Annotated in this window: 20 protein-coding genes; 12 read left to right on the plus strand and 8 right to left on the minus strand. The window is 65.3% G+C overall.

All coding sequences use genetic code 11. The annotated features are described in order from the left end of the window. The first annotated feature begins 8 nt into the window (after window positions 1-8). The 5 genes from ELS24_RS28815 to ELS24_RS28835 all read left to right on the plus strand — a co-directional run bounded on the left by ELS24_RS28815 (window position 9) and on the right by ELS24_RS28835 (window position 3,520). Window positions 9-431 carry a rhodanese-like domain-containing protein gene (locus tag ELS24_RS28815; protein ID WP_050445785.1) on the plus strand — a complete coding sequence of 141 codons (423 nt, stop codon included), beginning with the start codon at window positions 9-11 and terminating at the stop codon, window positions 429-431. Window positions 432-493: 62 nt separating this feature from the next. Beyond that, a complete protein-coding gene (gene grxC / locus ELS24_RS28820) occupies window positions 494-751 on the plus strand; it encodes a glutaredoxin 3 (RefSeq protein WP_050445784.1) in 258 nt (85 codons plus the stop codon). 38 nt (window positions 752-789) lie between these two features. Then, window positions 790-1,332: a protein-export chaperone SecB gene (gene secB, locus ELS24_RS28825; RefSeq protein WP_050445783.1), complete on the plus strand. Its 543-nt coding sequence runs from the start codon at window positions 790-792 to the stop codon at window positions 1,330-1,332. A 15-nt stretch (window positions 1,333-1,347) separates the two neighbouring features. Beyond that, complete coding sequence (locus tag ELS24_RS28830) at window positions 1,348-2,478, plus strand: NAD(P)H-dependent glycerol-3-phosphate dehydrogenase (protein WP_127186033.1); 1,131 nt, start codon at window positions 1,348-1,350, stop codon at window positions 2,476-2,478. Between the two features lie 49 nt (window positions 2,479-2,527). Continuing rightward, entirely contained in the window at window positions 2,528-3,520 is a 993-nt protein-coding gene (locus tag ELS24_RS28835; protein WP_127186034.1) for a Bug family tripartite tricarboxylate transporter substrate binding protein, read from the plus strand. A gap of 255 nt (window positions 3,521-3,775) precedes the next feature. Here the strand turns inward: ELS24_RS28835 and ELS24_RS28840 are convergent, their stop codons facing one another. Continuing rightward, window positions 3,776-4,246, minus strand: a complete 471-nt coding sequence (locus tag ELS24_RS28840) for a tRNA (cytidine(34)-2'-O)-methyltransferase (protein WP_127186035.1) — start codon at window positions 4,244-4,246, stop codon at window positions 3,776-3,778. A 182-nt stretch (window positions 4,247-4,428) separates the two neighbouring features. Beyond that, a complete protein-coding gene (locus tag ELS24_RS28845) occupies window positions 4,429-4,920 on the minus strand; it encodes a ComF family protein (RefSeq protein WP_240669583.1) in 492 nt (163 codons plus the stop codon). A gap of 465 nt (window positions 4,921-5,385) precedes the next feature. Here ELS24_RS28845 and ELS24_RS28860 point away from each other — a divergent pair, with 465 nt between their 5' ends. The 7 genes from ELS24_RS28860 to ELS24_RS28890 all read left to right on the plus strand — a co-directional run bounded on the left by ELS24_RS28860 (window position 5,386) and on the right by ELS24_RS28890 (window position 9,789). Further along, the gene (locus ELS24_RS28860; RefSeq protein WP_050445899.1) at window positions 5,386-6,321 is read left to right on the plus strand and encodes a methyltransferase domain-containing protein; all 936 of its coding nucleotides are present in this window, start codon (window positions 5,386-5,388) and stop codon (window positions 6,319-6,321) included. Window positions 6,322-6,328: 7 nt separating this feature from the next. Further along, a complete protein-coding gene (locus ELS24_RS28865; protein WP_164741319.1) occupies window positions 6,329-6,919 on the plus strand; it encodes a sigma-70 family RNA polymerase sigma factor in 591 nt (196 codons plus the stop codon). Next, a complete protein-coding gene (locus tag ELS24_RS28870) occupies window positions 6,913-7,155 on the plus strand; it encodes a hypothetical protein (RefSeq protein ID WP_127186037.1) in 243 nt (80 codons plus the stop codon). Before ELS24_RS28865 ends, ELS24_RS28870 begins: the two co-directional genes overlap by 7 nt. Window positions 7,156-7,275: 120 nt before the next feature. After that, window positions 7,276-7,572 (plus strand): BufA1 family periplasmic bufferin-type metallophore, encoded by a 297-nt coding sequence (locus ELS24_RS28875; protein WP_050445776.1) that lies wholly within the window; start codon window positions 7,276-7,278, stop codon window positions 7,570-7,572. 16 nt (window positions 7,573-7,588) lie between these two features. Beyond that, complete coding sequence (locus ELS24_RS28880) at window positions 7,589-8,476, plus strand: DUF692 domain-containing protein (protein WP_127186038.1); 888 nt, start codon at window positions 7,589-7,591, stop codon at window positions 8,474-8,476. Beyond that, complete coding sequence (locus ELS24_RS28885) at window positions 8,473-9,234, plus strand: DNA-binding domain-containing protein (RefSeq protein ID WP_127186039.1); 762 nt, start codon at window positions 8,473-8,475, stop codon at window positions 9,232-9,234. The genes ELS24_RS28880 and ELS24_RS28885 overlap by 4 nt, the downstream gene beginning before the upstream one ends. Window positions 9,235-9,276: 42 nt before the next feature. Next, entirely contained in the window at window positions 9,277-9,789 is a 513-nt protein-coding gene (locus ELS24_RS28890) for a DoxX family protein (RefSeq protein WP_127186040.1), read from the plus strand. A gap of 83 nt (window positions 9,790-9,872) precedes the next feature. On the opposite strand, the gene ELS24_RS28895 is transcribed toward ELS24_RS28890, so the two are convergent. From ELS24_RS28895 to ELS24_RS28920, 6 genes are all read right to left on the minus strand, one after another. Continuing rightward, window positions 9,873-11,114 carry a YbdK family carboxylate-amine ligase gene (locus ELS24_RS28895; RefSeq protein ID WP_127186041.1) on the minus strand — a complete coding sequence of 414 codons (1,242 nt, stop codon included), beginning with the start codon at window positions 11,112-11,114 and terminating at the stop codon, window positions 9,873-9,875. A gap of 331 nt (window positions 11,115-11,445) precedes the next feature. Continuing rightward, window positions 11,446-12,915 (minus strand): TrkH family potassium uptake protein, encoded by a 1,470-nt coding sequence (locus tag ELS24_RS28900; RefSeq protein WP_050445771.1) that lies wholly within the window; start codon window positions 12,913-12,915, stop codon window positions 11,446-11,448. Window positions 12,916-12,967: 52 nt separating this feature from the next. Continuing rightward, window positions 12,968-14,347 (minus strand): Trk system potassium transporter TrkA, encoded by a 1,380-nt coding sequence (trkA, locus tag ELS24_RS28905; protein WP_050445770.1) that lies wholly within the window; start codon window positions 14,345-14,347, stop codon window positions 12,968-12,970. Further along, a complete protein-coding gene (locus ELS24_RS28910; protein ID WP_050445769.1) occupies window positions 14,344-15,036 on the minus strand; it encodes a response regulator in 693 nt (230 codons plus the stop codon). Before ELS24_RS28910 ends, trkA begins: the two co-directional genes overlap by 4 nt. A gap of 11 nt (window positions 15,037-15,047) precedes the next feature. Continuing rightward, window positions 15,048-17,360, minus strand: coding sequence for a sensor histidine kinase (locus ELS24_RS28915; protein WP_050445768.1), 2,313 nt, complete (start codon window positions 17,358-17,360; stop codon window positions 15,048-15,050). Beyond that, on the minus strand, window positions 17,357-17,947 hold the full coding sequence (locus ELS24_RS28920; RefSeq protein ID WP_083447289.1) for a DUF4390 domain-containing protein: 591 nt from the start codon (window positions 17,945-17,947) through the stop codon (window positions 17,357-17,359). The genes ELS24_RS28915 and ELS24_RS28920 overlap by 4 nt, the downstream gene beginning before the upstream one ends. Between the last annotated feature and the right edge of the window lie 5 nt (window positions 17,948-17,952).

Here is a 17,952-nt window from a genome sequence, read left to right on the forward strand (position 1 = left end):
GATGCCCCGTGGATCTTTTGCAATTCTTGCTCGATAAAAACAATGTCTTCATCGTCGGCGTCGCCGTGATCTCCGGCGTGATGCTGGCGATTCCCGCCCTGCGCAAGGGCCGCAAGGGCTCGGCCGTCAGTACCGGCGAAGCCATCCAGATGGTGAACCAGCGCAACGCCGTGTGGATCGACGTGCGCCCCGCCGAACAATTCCAGGCCGGGCACATCGCCCAGGCACGAAATGTGCCGGCGGCAGACCTGGAACAAAAGGCTGCGTCGCTGCCCAAGAACAAGCCGCTGGTTGTGGTTTGCGACAATGGCCGTGATTCGGCCCGCGCCGCCGCCAAGCTGCGTGCGCAAGGTTTTGCCGACGCGGTGCCGCTGGAAGGTGGCATGCGCGCCTGGTCGGCGGCCAGCCTGCCGGTCACCCAAAAGGGCTGACACGGGCCGCCGCCCTCGTGGCTACCCCGATTTTTTCCATCTTCGATTCGCAAGGAGCGCCTATGAATAAAGTCGTCATGTACAGCAAGGACTACTGTCCCTATTGCTCGCGCGCGAAGGCCCTGCTTGAGCAGCGTGGCGTGACCGATCTGGAAATCATCCAGATCGACCGCGACCCGTCACAACGCGATGTCATGATCGAACGTACCGGCCGACGCACCGTGCCGCAAATCTTCATCGGCGATACCCATGTCGGCGGTTGCGACGACTTGATGGCCCTGGACCGCTCGGGTGGCCTTGCCCCCATGCTCAACGGCTAATCGCCTCTACTTTTGCCCCCCCACCAACGGAAACACTCATGGCTGATCAAGACCAAAACACCCAGCAAGAAGGCAGCAACGACGCGCCCTCGTTCAATCTGCAACGCGTCTACCTGAAAGACCTTTCGCTGGAAATGCCGAACGCGCCCCACGTCTTCCTGGAGCAAGAAGCGCCCCAGGTTGAAGTGAGCATCACCGTGGGTGGCCAGCGCCTGGCCGAGACCGTGTTCGAAACCACGGTCACCGTCACCGTCACCACCCGCATCAACGACAAGGTCGTGTACCTGGTTGAAGGCACGCAAGCGGGCATCTTCGAAGCGGCCAACATCCCCGAAGAGCAGTTGGATCCGCTGCTGGGCATTGTGTGCCCGACGATGCTGTACCCGTACCTGCGCGCGAACGTGGCCGATGCCATCACCCGCACCTCGATGCCGCCGCTGCACCTGACCGAAGTCAACTTCCAAGCCCTGTATGAACAGCGCCTGGCCGAGTTGCAACAGCAGCAGCAAGGCGCCGCCAACGGCAATGCCAACGGCAGCGATTCGGGCATCATCCTGCCCGCCAGCGCCACCCGTCAGTAAGCACGCCGCGCCCCGATGAACCATCCCGCTCAGCCGCGCTTGCGCGTTGCCGTCCTGGGTGCGGGAAGTTGGGGCACCGCGTTGGCGGCGGCCTCCAGCCGCCGCCACCCCACCGTGCTCTGGGCGCGCGACGCCGCGCAGGCCGCCAACATGGCTGCCGCGCACGAAAACGCGCGCTACCTTCCGGGCATTAACCTGCCCGCTTCCCTGAATTTTTCATCCGACCTGGACGCCACACTGCGCAGCTTGCGCGGCGAGGGCGAGGTCGGAGACATGTCCGACGACACGCGCCGTCTGATCGTGCTGGGCGTGCCCGTGGCCGGGCTGGCCGCCCTTTGCGGCGAACTGGCCCGCCGGCTACCCGTCCTGGGTCTGCAAGACACCCCCATCGTATGGACCTGCAAGGGCTTTGAAGCCGACACGGCCAGGCTGCCCCACGAGATCGTGCAAGCGGCCCTGCCCGGCGCAATCGGCGGCGTCTTGTCTGGCCCGTCCTTCGCGCGCGAAGTGGCCCAGGGCCTGCCAGTGGCGCTGACAGTCGCCAGCACCCATGCCGGGCTGCGGGATGCCACCACCGCGGCCTTCCACGGCGCGGCGCTGCGCGTCTACGCTAGTTCCGACCTGGTGGGCGTCGAGGTCGGCGGGGCGCTGAAAAACGTCATCGCGGTTGCCTGCGGCATCGGCGACGGGCTGGCGCTGGGCACCAATGCCCGCGCCGCGCTGATCACGCGCGGCCTGGCCGAAATGACCCGCTTTGGCGTTGCCTTGGGCGCGCGCGGCGAAACCTTCGCCGGGCTGACCGGCCTGGGCGACCTGGTGCTGACCGCCACGGGCGAGCTCTCGCGCAACCGTCGCGTAGGCCTGGAGATCGGCGCCGGCCGCAAGCTGGCCGACATCCTGGCCAGCGGCATCACGGCCGAAGGCGTGCGCTGCGCCCGCGCGGCGCGCGACCGCGCCCGCGCCATCCATGTCGAACTGCCCATTACCGAAGCCGTATGCGCCGTGTTGTTCGACGGCGTTGCGCCCATGACCGCGGTGTCGGCGCTGCTGGCGCGCGACCCGCGCGATGAAAGCGCCGACGTCAGCGTGAACATCGGCGCCAACGGCAGCGGCCCGCTGGACGACACGCTGGGTGGCCATCTTTGACCCCTCTCTAACAACAACACACACGCCCCATCCCGAGGAGACATCCGTCATGACGCAAACCCGCAAATTCCGGGTCGGCCCGCTGCTGCGCGGCCTGTGCCTGAGCCTGGCCGCCGTGCTGCCCGCCGCCGCCCATGCCGACTGGCCCGACCGCCCCATCCATATGGTCGTGCCGTTTCCGCCCGGCTCGTCGCCGGACCTGTTGGCACGCACGATATCCGAGCCGCTGTCGCAGGCGCTGGGCCAGCCCATCGTCATCGACAACAAGCCCGGCGCGGGTGGCAACATCGGCACCCGCATCGTGGCCAAGGCCAAGCCGGATGGCTACACGTTGCTCTATACGATCAACGGCCCGCTGGTGACCGCGCCCACGCTGTACAAGAAAACGTTGGGCTACGACCCGCTGAAGGACCTGGCGCCGGTGACGCTGGTGGGCACCAGCCCGAACGTGCTGGTGGTGCCCGGCAGCCTGAAGGTCGACAACGTCCAGGACTTCGTCAAGCTGGTCAAGGAACGCGGCAATTCGTTGAACTACGGGTCGGTTGGGCCGGGCAGCTCGGCGCATCTGGCGATGGAAATGTTCAAGGAAAGCGCGGGCGTGGACCTGGCGCATATTCCGTATTCCGGTTTTCCGCAGGTGATTACGGCCATCATCGGTGGCGATGTGCAGGCGGGTTTCATGGTGCCCGCGATTGCGGTGCCGCAGGCGCGCGACGGCAAGGTGAAGCTGCTGGCGGTGACCAGCCTGCAGCCCAGCGAGGCGCTGCCGGGGGTGCCGACGATGGCGTCGCAGGGCTATCCCGACTTCGAGGCGATTTCGTGGAACGCGGTGCTGGTTCCGGCGGGGACGCCCACGCCGGTGGTCGAACGGCTGAATAGTGAGTTGGCGCGTGTGATCAACAGCGAGGCGGTGCGCAAGCAGTTGGCGTTGCAGTATTTCACCCCGGCGGCGTCGACGCCTGAGGCGTTGACGACGCGGATCAAGAATGAGAAAGCGCGGTGGGATCAGGTGATTGAGCGCTTGAAGCTGTCGCTGGATTGATGGGTTTGCGTGTTTGAGGTGAGTGGGGCGATTTTTTATTCGCCGCTGCTTTGTGGGGTGGGCGGTTTGGTTTCGCCGCTGTTTGATGGGTTTGCGCGTTGGAAGGCGGCGTTCTTGGGTACGTCGTGGCGCGCTACACCCATCCTACGATCAACGGAAGGTGGGGTTCCTGGGCGGACCGTGGCGCGCCGCGCCCGTCCACGATCCGTGTTGGAAGGTGGGGTTCTTGGGCGGGCCGAGGCGCGCGGCGCCCATTCACGATCCGCCTTCGAAGGCTTGTTGGCGCCAGGCTTCGAAGACGGTGACGGCGACGGCGTTGGACAGGTTCAGGCTGCGTTGGCCCGCGCGCATCGGCAAGCGCAGACGCTGCTGGGGCGGGAACATCGCTTGATGCTCGTCGGATAGGCCGGCTGTTTCGCGGCCGAAGACGAAAACGTCGCCTGGCTTGAAGGCGACGTCGGCCACGCTGCGCTGCGCGTGCGTGGTCAGCGCGTAGATGCTGGAGGCGTCGGCCCCCGTGTCGTCCAGCGCTTCCTGCAGGGTGTCATGCACCCGCACGGGCTGCCACTCGTGATAGTCCAGCCCGGCGCGGCGCATGCGGGCGTCATCCAATTCGAATCCCAACGGACGCACCAGGTGCAATTGCGCGCCCGTGTTGGCGCACAGCCGGATGGCGTTGCCGGTGTTGGGGGGAATCTCGGGGCAGACGAGGATGACGTGGAACATGGCGAATACGGAACTGGGACGTAGGACTAGGACGGCTTGCGGCGCCAGGGTGGCGGCGTGGCGCGATTGTCGCCGATTTGAGAGAGCGGCGCGCTGACGGCCCGGGCGCTTCCCACGCTTTATGGGCGAGCCGCGCCGAAAGCCCGGCGCTCCACCAGCGCGGTAACACGACGCCGGCGCCATTACGGCGTGCGGGCGACCACCAGCACCGTCACTCCGGCCGCGCCCGCCGCCAACAGCGCCACCGCTGCGGCCTGCACGGTGCTGCCGGTGGTCATGACGTCGTCCACCACGGCCACGTGGCGGCCGCGTACTGCTGTAGAAGCCACGAACACGCCGGCTGCAACCTGGCGCCGCGCGTGCCGTCCCAACGCCGTCTGCCTGGGCGTTTCCCGGCACCGCCGCAGCGCTTGCCGGACCAGCTGCAGGTTCAGTTCGGCCGCCAGGCTGCGGGCGATTTCTGCTGCCGGGTTCATGCCGCGTGCGCGTAACGACGCGCGGCTGGCGGGCACGGGCGCCAGCAAGACGCCGTCGGGCAGCGGTGGTTTATTTCGGATGGCATCGGCCAGCAGGCTGGCCAGCACCGGCGCCATGCTCAGGCGCAGTTGCGTTTTCAGCATCCGGATCAGCGCGTCGGCGGGCGGCGCATAGTCAAAGGCCGCGATCGTCTGCACGTAAGCCCTTGGTGCTCCCAGGCAGGCGGGACAAATTGGAGCTGGGAGGGAGGCTGGGGCCGGGGCGGCAGTGGGCGTTGGGGCTGAGGCCGGGGCCGAAGCCACGTCCGAGGGCAACGCCGAAGCCACGTCCGTAGCCACGTCCGAAGCCACGTCCGAAGCCAAACCCGAAGCCAAACCCGGAGCCACACCCGAAGCAATAACCGGCAGCCGCAGCGCGCAGCACGGGCAGCGCGGGTTCGTGCCGGAAGGCGCGGCAGTGATGTCGTCCGCGCAGCCTAAACACAAGCGCGCGCCTGCCACGCGCACCCCGCACAACGGGCAATCGCAACCCACGCGGGACCAAAGCCGCCGCCCCATGGCCTGTAGGGACAATCGAATCCGCCGACCGGGATGCGTAATAATGGATGCCATTCCTCATGAAACCATGTTCCGCCCCGCCGCCAAGACGTGGGTGCGACCGAAATGTCCCTGCCAGAATCCGCCCCGCTTCCCTCCCTTCCCATCGTCAGCGCCGACGTGCCGCGGCAGTTCGCCCGCCGTGGCGACCTGTCCGACGCCCAGTTTCTTTACGGTGAAGTCGCCCGCCGCATGCTGGGCCGTTTGCAGTACATCCGCGTGCAGCCACAGGCCATGCTGGACGCGGGCTGCGGCGCGGGAGACAACCTGCCGCTGCTGCGCGAACGCTATCCCGACGCGGGCTACACCGGCCTGGACAACTGCCAACCGCTGCTGGATCTGGCCAAAAAGCGCCATGCGCCGGCCGGTTTAGGCGCCTGGATCGGCAAACTGGCTGGACGCGGGGCCAAGGCCCCGGCCTTCGTCAACGCCGACCTGGCGGAAACAGGCCTGCCCCCGGAATCCCTGGAGCTGGTGTGGTCCAACCTGGCGATGCATTGGCACCGCGCCCCGCATGCAGTCTTGGCGGAATGGCGCCGCATCCTGAAAGTGGGCGGGCTGGCAATGTTCTCCTGTCTGGGGCCTGCCACCCTGCGCGAATTGCGCCAAGCCCTGACCGATGCGGGCCTGTCCACCGCCACGCCGTCCTTCGTGGACATGCATGACTTTGGCGACTTGCTGGTGGAAAACGGTTTCGCTGACCCGGTGATGGACCAGGAAATCCTGACGCTGACCTACCGCAGCCCTGAAAAGCTGCTGGCCGACGTGCGCGCGCTGGGCGGCAACCCCGCCGAAGGCCGGCGCGGCGGGCTGGTGGGGCGAGACTGGCGCAACCGCCTCTGCGCCGCCCTGGAAGCCCAACGCCGGGCCGATGGCCTGATCGCACTAAGTATTGAAGTGGCTTACGGCCATGCCTGGCGCGCCGCGGCGCATCGCACCGTGGCGGGTGAGACTCGCCTGTCCGTCAGCGCCATCGGCGGCCGGCAGGCCAAGCCCCTCTGAGGCCGCGATGACACTGCCCCCCCGCGCCACCGCCGACCCACATGCCTGGATCGACGCCTTCCGGGGGCAGATGCTGCGCTTTGCCACGTTGCAGTTGGGCCAGCCCGAAGCGGCGCAGGACGCGGTGCAGGAAGCAATCGCGGCTGCGTTGGCCAAGCGGGGCGCGCTTGAAGATAGCGCGGCATTCAAGCAATGGGTGTTCGGCATCCTCAAGCACAAGATCGTGGACACTATCCGCAGCCGCGCGCGCTTGACGCACTTTCCAGAAGCCGACGACCCCGACATGATGGACGCCTGCTTCACACCGAACGGCGAATGGACCCCACAAGCCCTTCCGGCGGCCTGGGCGGCACCGGACGAAGCCATGCACAGCAAACAGTTCTGGCTGGTGTTCAGCACATGCCTGGAACGCTTGCCGCCTGCCAATGCGCGCGTCTTCATGATGCGCGAGTACCTGGAATTTGAGGCCGCCGAAATCTGCGAGCGCCTGTCCCTGACACCCGGTGCGCTGCACATCGCCATGCACCGGGCCCGCCTGCGGCTACGCAGTTGCCTGGAACTGAACTGGTTTGCTGACCAAGGGGGCCGCAAATGCTGAAATGCCGTGACGTCTCGCAACTGGCGTCTCAAGAACGCGAAGCGCCCCTGCGCCTGCCCCAACGCATCGGCATGACGATGCATCTGGCGATGTGCTGGCGCTGCCGCCGCTTCCGGCAGCAGATCGGTCTGCTGGGGGATTTGACGCGAGCCTACCCTGGCCCCTCGGAAGAAGGCGCCGACCCTCGCCCCTCGGAACGCGACGACGACGCCGCCCCCAAGCCGCCTTCGCTCTGAATTTACATTTCTTACAATTCTCTCCGTAAGGAAAGCGCTCTCTCGCGCGACTACCTCTTGCCAGCACTGCAATCCGTGGTGCGGTAACCGTTCACGTAGATTCCCCAGGAGAGAGACACCATGAAGACACGTACCACCGCCGCCCTGGCACTGGCTTTTGGCGCCGCGTTCACCATGGCCGGCGCCCCCGCCGCCCACGCCGCAGACATGGAAAAGTGCTACGGCGTCGCCCTCAAGGGCAAAAACGATTGCAAGGCGGGCGCCGGCACAACCTGCGCGGGCAGCTCCAAGGTCGACTACCAGGGCAACGCCTGGAAGAACGTGCCGAAGGGCACGTGCGAGAAAACCCCGTCGCCCACCTCGCCCACGGGCCAGGGTCAACTGAAGGAATTCAAGGAAATGAAGAAAGCGTCCTGACCTGCCCTGGCGCGTCATGAAATCGCTCCCCTTCCCGGCCACGGCGTCCGGCCCGGGCCTATCGGCCCAGGTCGGCGTCGGCTTGAAGCCCGAACACGCGGACGCCCTGCTGGACGGGGCGGCCGGCGTGGGGTTTCTGGAAATCCACGCCGAGAACTATATGGTTCCCGGGGGGCCGATGCACGCAATGCTGACCCGCTTGCGTGAACGCTACCCCCTGTCTGTACACGGCGTAGGCCTGTCGCTGGGCGGGCCGGACCCGCTGGACGAGGAACTGCTGGCCGGGCACCGTCGCTTGCGCGATCGCTACGCGCCCGCTCTGGTTTCCGAGCATCTGGCCTGGTCTCGCGGCGCCGGGGTGTTCTTCAATGACCTGCTGCCGTTTCCCTACGACGGCACGACCTTGCGGCGTACCAGCGAGCACATCGATGCGTTCCAGAACAGCCTGGGCCGCCGCATCCTGATCGAGAACCCGGCGACCTACCTGCGTTTTGATGCAAGCCTGATCGACGAAGCGCAGTTCCTGGGCGAGCTGGTCGCCCGCACAGGTTGCGGCCTACTGCTGGACGTCAACAACGTGTACGTCAGCGCGGTGAACCATGGATTTGACGCATGCGGCTATCTGAGGCTGCTGCCGCTTGGCAGCGTTGAAGAAATTCACCTGGCCGGCCATCACCGGCAAGTCGAGCCCGACGGCAGCGTGGTGCTTATCGACAGTCACGACGCCCCCATCGCCGAGCCCGTCTGGGCGCTGTATGAAACGGCGCTGCGCGCGACCGGCCCTGTTGCCACGCTGATCGAACGCGACGGCAACATCCCGCCCCTGACCGAATTGCTGCACGAGGCGGCGCGCGTTCAGGCCTGCCTGGCCAAGCTGGACGCCACACTGGTCACGCCGCCATGACAGCCCTGCGCCAATTCGCCGATTTGCTGTTGGACCAGGCGCCTCCCACGCCGGACGAGGTCAGGACGCGGCTGCAAGTCGCGCCTCCGGAACGCTTCGCCATCTATCGGAACAATGTCGTCAGTTCACTGATGCAGGCCTTGGCCGACAACTTCCCCGTTTGCGTTGAACTGGTGGGCGAGCCGTTCTTTCGGGACATGGCCCGAGGATATGCGCTGGCGAGTCCGCCGCGTTCCGCCATCATGGCCTACTACGGCGACACGTTTCCAGATTTTGTCCAAGCCTATGCGCCCGCGGCGTCGCTGCCCTATCTGGCGGATGTGGCGCGGCTGGAATATCGGGTCGTGCGCGCCTACCATGCCGCCGACCACGAGCCGCCCGCCCCAGCGGTGCTGCAAGCCTGTATCGCCGGCATGGCCGACTTGCCCGCCGCGCGCCTGCATATTCATCCCGCCGTGCAGGCCATGTCGTCGAACTACGCCGTGTTCTCGATCTGGGCCGCCCATCGGGGCCAGGGAGACCTGGCAACGGTCGACGTCTGCGTGCCGGAATCAGTGGTGGTGCTCCGGCCGGGGCAAACCGTGCATGCCGTTCCGGTGGACGCGTCGCTTGTTGAGCTGATCGACGCCCTTGGCACGCAGCCGCTTGGCGAAGCATTCGAACGACTGACCCAGCAGCATGACGATTTCCAGTGGAGCCACGCGCTGGCGCAACTGATCCGCCACCAGATCATCGTGGGTATATCGCCGGGCGCGTGATGCCGCGCCTGCCCCTTATTTGCTGACCCAAGGACTCTCATCATGGACCGCTCCGCCACTGCCGCTCCCGTACCCGAACACCGCTGCGTCTGGCGGCGGCTGAATGCGCAGTTCGAACGCATTCCGCACTGGTTGATTGCCTTGCTGGGGCGGTTTTCGATTGCGGCGGTGTTTTGGAAATCCGGACAGACGAAGGTCGAGGGTTTCGCCGTGGACCTGATCTCGGGTGAATTCCAATTGGGCTGGCCGTCGGTGTCGGCCTCGGCCGTGAGCCTGTTCGCCGACGAATACCGGTTGCCCCTGGCACCGCCCGAGTGGGCGGCGCTTGCCGCCGCCACCGCCGAGCATGTGCTGCCCGTGCTGTTGCTGCTTGGCTTGGCCACGCGCTTGTCGGCGCTGGGGTTGCTGGTGATGACCGCCGTGATCCAGATCTTCGTGTACCCAGACGCCTACCCCACGCACGGCGTGTGGGCGGCGGTGCTGCTGTATCTGGTTGCGCGCGGCGGCGGCGCCGTGTCGCTGGACGCCCTGATCCAGAACGCCAAGCGAAGATAAAGCACAGTCGCGATAAAACAAAGCCGCGATAAGACTCGCGGCTTTGTTCCCCTCGATGACTTCCGCCCAAGCGGCGGCAGCGGCTAGTGCAAGCGTTCCGGCAAGGGCACGCTGACACCGGGTTCCGACGCCGACAAGGGTTGCATCGGTTCGGAATTTGCCCGGATGCGCCGGCGCAGCACGGCGGTGGGCTCAGCCGGCGGGGCAGCCACCGTCTCGCCACGCCAGGCGTGCGTCATGGCGTCAACCATCAGCGGCAGGTCGCGCAGGCGATGGAACTGGCTGCGCAGCCAGCGTGCATCGTTGCCGCTGCGCATGGCCTCGTCGCGCAGGGCGGCGATCATGTCGCCCGTGCCCAGCTCTTCGGCCACCGACATCAGGCGTTGGAACAGCGTGCGCAGGTGGTCCATCAGGCGCAGCCGTTGGCCGTCGGGCGTCACGTAACTGCCCTGCAAGCCAAAACGGCAGGCCTGGAAATGGTTGCTGCGGTAAGACAGCCAGGCATTGTCGCTGGGGTCGTCCTCGCGCATCAGCAGCACGGCCAGGGCTTGCGCGAACGCCGCGATCTGGCAGGCACGCTCCACGGTCAAGGGCGTGTCGCAGACGCGGATTTCGACCGTGCCGAATTCCGGCTTGGGGCGGATGTCCCAATAGAGGTCCTTGATGCTCTCGGCCAGCCCGTAGGCGCGCAGTTGCGACAGATGGGCTTCGAACTGGTACCAGTCCTTCACCTCGGGCGGCATGTGGCCGGCAAGCGGGAAGCTGTTGACGGCGTTCAGGCGCGAGCACGAGAACAGGGTATCCACACCCTCGCAGTACGGCGACGAGGCCGACAGCGCGATGAAGTGGGGCACGTAGGGCGATAGGCGGCGCAGCAGCTTGATGGAGTCGTCGCCACTTTTCACGCCCAGATGGATGTGCTGGCCGAAGACCGTAAATTGACGCGCCAGGTAACCATACATTTCGGCCAGGTACTGGAAGCGCGGGGTGTCCGAAATGGACCGTTCCTGCCAACGCATGAAGGGGTGGGCGCCCCCGCCGGCCACCGACACGCCAACCGCGTCGGCCGCTTCGACCAGGGCATCGCGCATCTCGCGCATTTCGGCCAACAGGCCCATGGGGTGCTCGTGCACCGAGGAATTCAGTTCGATCATGGACCGCGTGATCTCGGGTTTGACGCGGTCGGCAATGGGGTGGTTGGCCATTTGGGCCAGCAATTCGTCAGAGGCGGCGGTCAGGTCAAAACTGCGGGGGTCGATCAGTTGCAACTCAAGTTCGATGCCCAGGGTGTTGGGGGCCGACGAAATGAACGGGATCGGTTCCATTCCGGACTCCTTTGAATGTTTGATATGAGGGGACGCGCCGTTCGACCTTGAAGCCCGGTAACTTCCCGGGGGGCACTAGACGGCAGCTTGTGGACTGGATGATAGCCGCAGGTTTGTGGCAATACGATTGAAAATCGTGACATTTGTGTGCAACATCGCGTAGCACACGGTTTTGCCCTCTGAAGATAAGTGAGCAAGCGCTTACAAGTCAGGAATGGCGCGGGTTGCCAAGCGATGGCGCCCGCAATTGCAGTAGCCAAGCGGTTTTCCGAGAGGGACGGGATAACCCTGAGTAGGGTTATTCCTGAGAGGCTTTCGGGGTCAGCGCCCCTTATTTGCGCCAGAACATGGGGGTGAACAGCACCAGCACGGTCAGCAACTCCAGGCGGCCGATCAGCATGGAGAAGGTGCAGACCCAGATCTGGAAATCGGACAGCACCGAGAAATTGCCCATGGGTCCAACGGGCCCGAGCCCAGGACCGGTGTTGTTGATGGTGGCGAATACGGCCGAGAACGCCGTGATGGGGTCCAGCCCGGACAGCAGCAGCAGGCTGGTGAACACCGCGATGGACAGCCCGTAGATCAGCATGAAGGCCAGCACGGACGACATGGTCCGCCCTTCCACCGCGCGCCCGTTGATTCGCACCGGGCTGATCGCATGCGGGTGCAGCATGGTCACCAATTCATTGCGAGCCTGCTTGACCAGCAAAATCGCCCGGATCATCTTGATGCCGCCCCCGGTGGACCCCGCCGACGTGGCGAAGCCCGACAGCAGCAGCATGGTCAGCGGCGCAAAGAGCGGCCACTGGGCAAAATCCGTATTGGCGTAGCCGGTGGTGGTAGCCAGGGAAATGGTGTTGAACATGCCATAGCGCAGCGCTTCCAAAGGCTCGTCGTAGACACCCTTGGCGTACAGGAACACCGAGATGACCAGGCCGGCCCCCAACACCACGACCAGGTACGGGATCGCTTGCGGGCATTGCACGTAGGCGCGCGCGCTGCGCTGGCGGAAGGCGTTGAAATGGGTGGCGAAGTTGATACCCGCGATCACCATGAACACCATCGCAACCATTTCCACGGCGACCGAATCGAAGTGGGCAAAGCCGTCGTCCCAGGTCGAAAAGCCGCCCAGCCCCATGGTGGTGGCCATGTGGCACCAAGCCTCAAACCAGGACAGGCCCGCCGCGCGGTACGCCAGGAAGCACAAAATGGAAAACACGAAGTACACCGCGTACAGCGCCTTGGCGGTGCTGGCGATGCGGGGCGTCAGGCGTTCATCCTTCATGGGGCCGGGCGTTTCGGCCCGCACCACCTGGTGGCCACCCACCCCCAGCAACGGCAAGATCGCCACCGCCAACACCAGGATGCCCATGCCGCCGATCCAGACCAGCGTGGCGCGCCACAGGTTGATGGACGGCGGCAAGGCGTCCAGGTTGGTCAAGACCGTGGCGCCCGTCGTGGTCAGCCCCGACATGGCTTCAAAATAGGCGCTGGTGAAAGACAGCGGCAAGCCAGCCCGGTGGAAGTAGAGCAACAGGGGAATTGCCGCCAGCAGCGGCAGGCCGGCCCACACCGCGGACACCAGCACGAAACCGTCGCGCGCGCGCAATTCGCAGCGGCTGCGCCGCGTCAACGCGGCAAGCGCCCCCCCGATCCCCAGGGAAAGCAGGAAGCCGTGCAGGAAGGCGTCACGCGCCGCGTCGCCCCCCACGTAGGCGATCAGCAGCGGGATCAGCATGGTTAGGGCGAACATCACCATGGTCAGCCCAAGGATATAGAGGGTTCCGAGAACGCGATTCATGGAGCCTATCCGGCGGCGCTCGGCCCGCGACGGAGCATGGAGTGGGCGCGCATCAGAAGAACGACGCCGACACTTGGAACAGCTTTTCCACGCGCGGCATCTGCCGGCGCGACGGAACGAAGACGATCACATGGTCGTTCGTTTCAATAATGGTGTCGGCATCCGGCAAGATGATTTCGTCTTCGCGCACCAAAGCGCCAATGCTGGCGCCCTTGGGCAGGCTGATCTGGCCCACCGGCCGGCCAACCACCTTGGACGTGGAGCGGTCACCGTGGGCAATGGCTTCCAGCGCCTCGGCCACGCCTTGGCGCAAGCGGTGCACGGCGGCCACGTCGCCGCGCCGCACGTGGCGCAGCAATTCGCTCATCGTCGCCTGCGAGGGCGATACGGCGATGTCGATATGGCTGCCCTGCATCAGTTCGCCATACGCCTGGCGATTGATCAGCGCAATCACCTTGCGGGCGCCCAGCCGCTTGGCCAGCAGCGACGACATGATGTTGTCCTCGTCGTCGCTGGTCAGGGCAAGCCAGGTGTCCATGTCTTCGATATTCTCGCGCTCCAGCAAGGCTTCGTCCGTGCCGCTGCCGTGAAGCACCAGCACGCTATCAGGCAGTTGCGTCGCCAGGTATTCGCAGCGCTTCAAGTCGCGTTCAATGATGCGGACGCTGTATTTTTCATCGGCCAACTGGCGCGCCAGGCGCAGGCCGATGTTGCCGCCGCCCGCGATCATCACGCGGCGCACGGCGCGTTCGGCATCGCGCAGTTGGCGCACGGCGCGGCGCGCATCGCGCGAATCCACCACCAGCACGACCTCGTCGCCCGGGGCAATGACCGTGCCGCTACCCGCCCGCAGCGGGCGGCCGCCGCGCAGCACGTCAACCACCCGCGCCTTCACGTCCGGCCACACGTCTCGCAGCTTGTCGACGGGTGAATGCGCCATGGGGCTGCCATGCCCCACGCGCACGGTCACGACCGACACGCGACCTTCGGCGAATTCCACCACCTGCAAGGCTTCGGGAAATTCAATCAGGCTATGCAGATAGGTAGTGACGCTGCGCTCGGGGCTGATCAGCGCGTCAATACAGAAGCCCTCTTCGCTCATGAGTTCCGGGTGTTCCGGAAATTCGGCCGAGCGGATGCGGGCAATGCGGCGGGGAATGTTGAACAGTTGGCGGGCGATCTTGCACGCCACCATGTTGGCGGCGTCAGAGGCCGCACAGGCAATGAACAGGTCGGTATCGGCCGCGCCGGCGGCTTCCAGCACAGAAACCTGCGAGCCGTCGCCATGGACGACACGCAGGTCGAAGTGTTCCTGCAGATAGCGAAGTTGCGTGGGGTCGGTATCCACCACGGTGATGTCGTTTTCTTCGGACACCAGGTTTTCGGCCACGCTGGTGCCTACGCGACCAGCGCCCATGATCAGGATTTTCATGTGCTGCGCTTGCGCGCCGATTCAATGCCCAATTGCTTGAGCTTGCGATACAGGTGGGTACGTTCCAGGCCGGTGCGCTCGGATACGCGCGTCATGCTGTGGCTTTCGCGGACCAGGTGATATTCGAAATAGATGCGTTCGAATTCGTCGCGCGCTTCCCGCAGGGGCTGGTCCAGCGAAATGGTGCCCAATTGGCCGTTGGAAGCAAGCGGCACTTCGTTGGCGGGCGCCGCCGTCAGAACCGGAGGGTCCAGCTCGTCTTCCAGCGCCACGGCCGTGTTGGCGGCCGCCGAATGCACGGCCACGGGCGCCGGTTGCGGAGCACGCCCGCGCGCCAGACCCGCCGCCACGGTCTTCAGAAGCCGTTGCAGCGTGATGGGCTTTTCCAGGAAATCCATGGCGCCGATGCGCGTGGCTTCAACCGCGGTGTCGATGGTGGCGTGGCCGCTCATCATGATCACCGGCATGTCCAGCAGGCCTTGCGAGCCCCACTCTTTCAGCAAACTTACGCCATCCGTGTCGGGCATCCAGATGTCCAGCAACACCAGATCAGGACGCATGCGAAGGCGTGCCGCGCGCGCTTGCGCCGCGTTTTCGGCCAGTTCGACCGTGTGCCCTTCGTCGTAAAGGATCTCTGACAAAAGCTCGCGTATACCGACTTCGTCGTCAACCACCAGAATTCTGGCCATAAAGCATCCACCTATTGCGTAGCCGCATTATCCTTTTCTTGCGCGGTCGCGTCCATAGTATCTGCCCCGGTCGCCAACCGGGTCAGCAAGATGGAAATCCGCGCGCCCCCTTCCTTGCGGTTCGCAAGGTCGATACGTCCGCCGTGCTCTTCCACAATCTTGCGTACGATTGCCAATCCTAACCCAGTCCCGTGGGACTTTGTGGTTACGTAGGGCTCGAACGCGCGCTGCATCACCTGGGCCGGAAAGCCCGGCCCGGTGTCTGCCACGGTAAATCGCAAGGCTTGCTGGTCGGCGCGGTCGGGTTGTTCACTGCGCATCAACTGCGTCGTCACGCTGACCCGCCCCTGGCCGCCCAGTTCGGCAATCGCGTCGCGCGCGTTGGACAGCAGGTTGTGGATGACCTGGCGCAGTTGGGTCGGGTCGCCTTCGATGTCGGGCAGGCCCGGCGCCAGCGTCACGTCCAGGTTCAAGGCTTTGCCGGTGATGCGAGACGCCCCGCCATCGGGCTCCCAGCCATACAGCGACAGCACGTCGGCCACCAGCGCGTTGAAGTCAATGCGCTGCATCACGGCCGGCGGCGTGCGCGCGTATTCACGGAAATCGTCCACCATCTGCTTCAGCGATGCCACCTGGTTGACGATGGTATTGGTGGAGCGCTGAACAATCTGCGCTTCCGCCGGTTGCAGCTTGCCTTCCAGCTTCATGGCCAGCCGTTCGGCCGACAACTGTATAGGGGTAAGCGGATTCTTGATCTCGTGCGCCAGTCGACGCGCCACTTCGCCCCAGGCCACGGTGCGGTTGGCGGAGATCACTTCGGTAATGTCATCGAACACCACCAGATAGCCGTTGCCGCGCCCATCCACGCGCAGATGGGTGCCGCGCGCCAGCAGGGTCAGCGGCTGCGGTGCCGTAGTGGCATCGCCTTGTGCCGGGCTGATCTCAAACTGCTGTTGCCAATGCTGCCGTTCCGACCCGACCGCCGCGTGCGTGGAAAACGCCTGTCGAACAATGTTCGCAAATTCGAGCATGCCGTCCACCGTTTCCAGTGGCCGGCCGATTACCGAACGCAGGTCCACGCCCAGAATGGTCTGGGCGCCCTGGTTGACGGTGGTCACGCGGAACGACTCGTCAAACACCAGCACCCCGGAAGACAGGTTCGACAGCACGCTTTCAAGATAGACGTTGGATCGCTCCAACTGCTGGCGATTGCTTTCGACCATGCGGCGCGCTTCATCCAGTTGGCGTGTCATGGCATTGAACGAGCGCGTCAATTGGCCGACTTCGTCACGCTCCGGGGGCTCGGGCAGCGGCCGGTAATCACCCACGCCCACCGCCTGCGTGCCACCGGCCAGGCTGAGCAAGGGGCGCACCAGGCGCTTGGACAGCGACAGCGCCACCGCGATGGCGCCGAACGCGGCCAGAAGCAGCGCCAAGGTCAGCGTGATGCCATAAAGCTTGCGCAACCCCAGGCGCGACAGCGCCAGTTCTTGATAATCCCGAAACCCCTGCTGCACCAGATTGGCGTTGTGCGCGATCTGTTCCGGCACCGGCTGCAGCAGTTGCAGCCAGCGCGGTTCGGACGACCCCAGCAGATTGTCGTAGCGCTCGGGCCCGGTCAGCGGAATCACCACGCGCAAATGCAGCCCGCCTTCGGCGCCCGCCGTGACGGGGTCGTCCGCTTCGGCGGCGGAATAGCCGCGCGCCAGCCGAAGCTGGTTCATGACAGTGGACGGGGGCATGGCGGGCAGCAACTGGCCGTACTGGCTGGTGGAAAACGCCACCATGCGGCCGCTGCCCGTGAACACCATGGCCTCTTGCACGCCATTGGCTTCGCGCAGCCGGGTCAGCGCCAGCGTCACGCCGCTGTCCGTGTTGCGGTTCAATTCCACGGCCATGGAGCGGGCGCGCGCATCCAGATCGGCCAGCAGCGAATCCAGCGCCGCGCGGCCCAGGTTCAGCCCGGCTTCCAGCGCCGTATCCACCCTAACGTTGAACCACGATTCGATCGACCGCGACATGAACTGCACGGACACGGTGTAGATCAGGGCGCCCGGCACCACGCCGATCAGCGCGAACGCCAGGGAAAAGCGCGCGGTCAGCCGCGCGCCAAACTGCCGCCGCCGGATCTGGCGCGCCAGCCGCACCGTCAGCGCCACCACCCAGACAAACAGCGCCAGGGCGAAGATGCCGTTCAACACCAGCAGCGTGTCGTAATAGCGCGCAAAGCGCGAGGCGTTGCCCGTGGACCATGCCAGCAAGCCCAGCAACGCCAGGCCGCTTACGGCACCCACCATCAGGGCCAGCCGGAGCAACAGCCTCATGAGGGATCCTTCTCCTTGTCGCTCAGCATGAACGAGAAGTCCATCCAGGGCGTGCTTTGCGCCCATGAGCTGCTGTTCAAGGCGTTGACCTGAAACGGACGGGGCAGCAGCGAGGTGTCCAGACGCAGCCGAATCTGTCCGCCATAGAGCACGCCGGCATCAAAATCGGTGGCATCCGCCACCGACCAGTTGCGTATATGCTGGATGACGCTCATCGCGTCGTCCAGCGACGCCACGGGAAAGGACAGTTCGCCCACGCCCGCGCGCCATTGCCGCGTCAGCGCGTTGTAGATGACGCGCCACGTGCGTGAGGTGTCCACCAGCGACTCGTCGAACCACCACCAGCGTTCGCGCGTCACGGTCAGGTCGGCCGTGAAATAAAGCGGGATGCCGCGCTGGGCCGCATCCCGCAATTGCTGATTCAGTTCAAATTCGATATCCGCATCGAATTCAAGCTTGCCATTGCGCACCGCCGGCTCAACCCGCGTCACCTGCGGCTCGGCGGCATGCACCTGGCCGCCCGGCACCGTGGAAAGCAAGGTAGATACCAGCAACAAGCCAAGAAATAAACGCGAAATAATGGACATACGAC

The organism is Achromobacter spanius, from assembly GCF_003994415.1.
Classification (GTDB): domain Bacteria; phylum Pseudomonadota; class Gammaproteobacteria; order Burkholderiales; family Burkholderiaceae_B; genus Achromobacter; species Achromobacter spanius_C.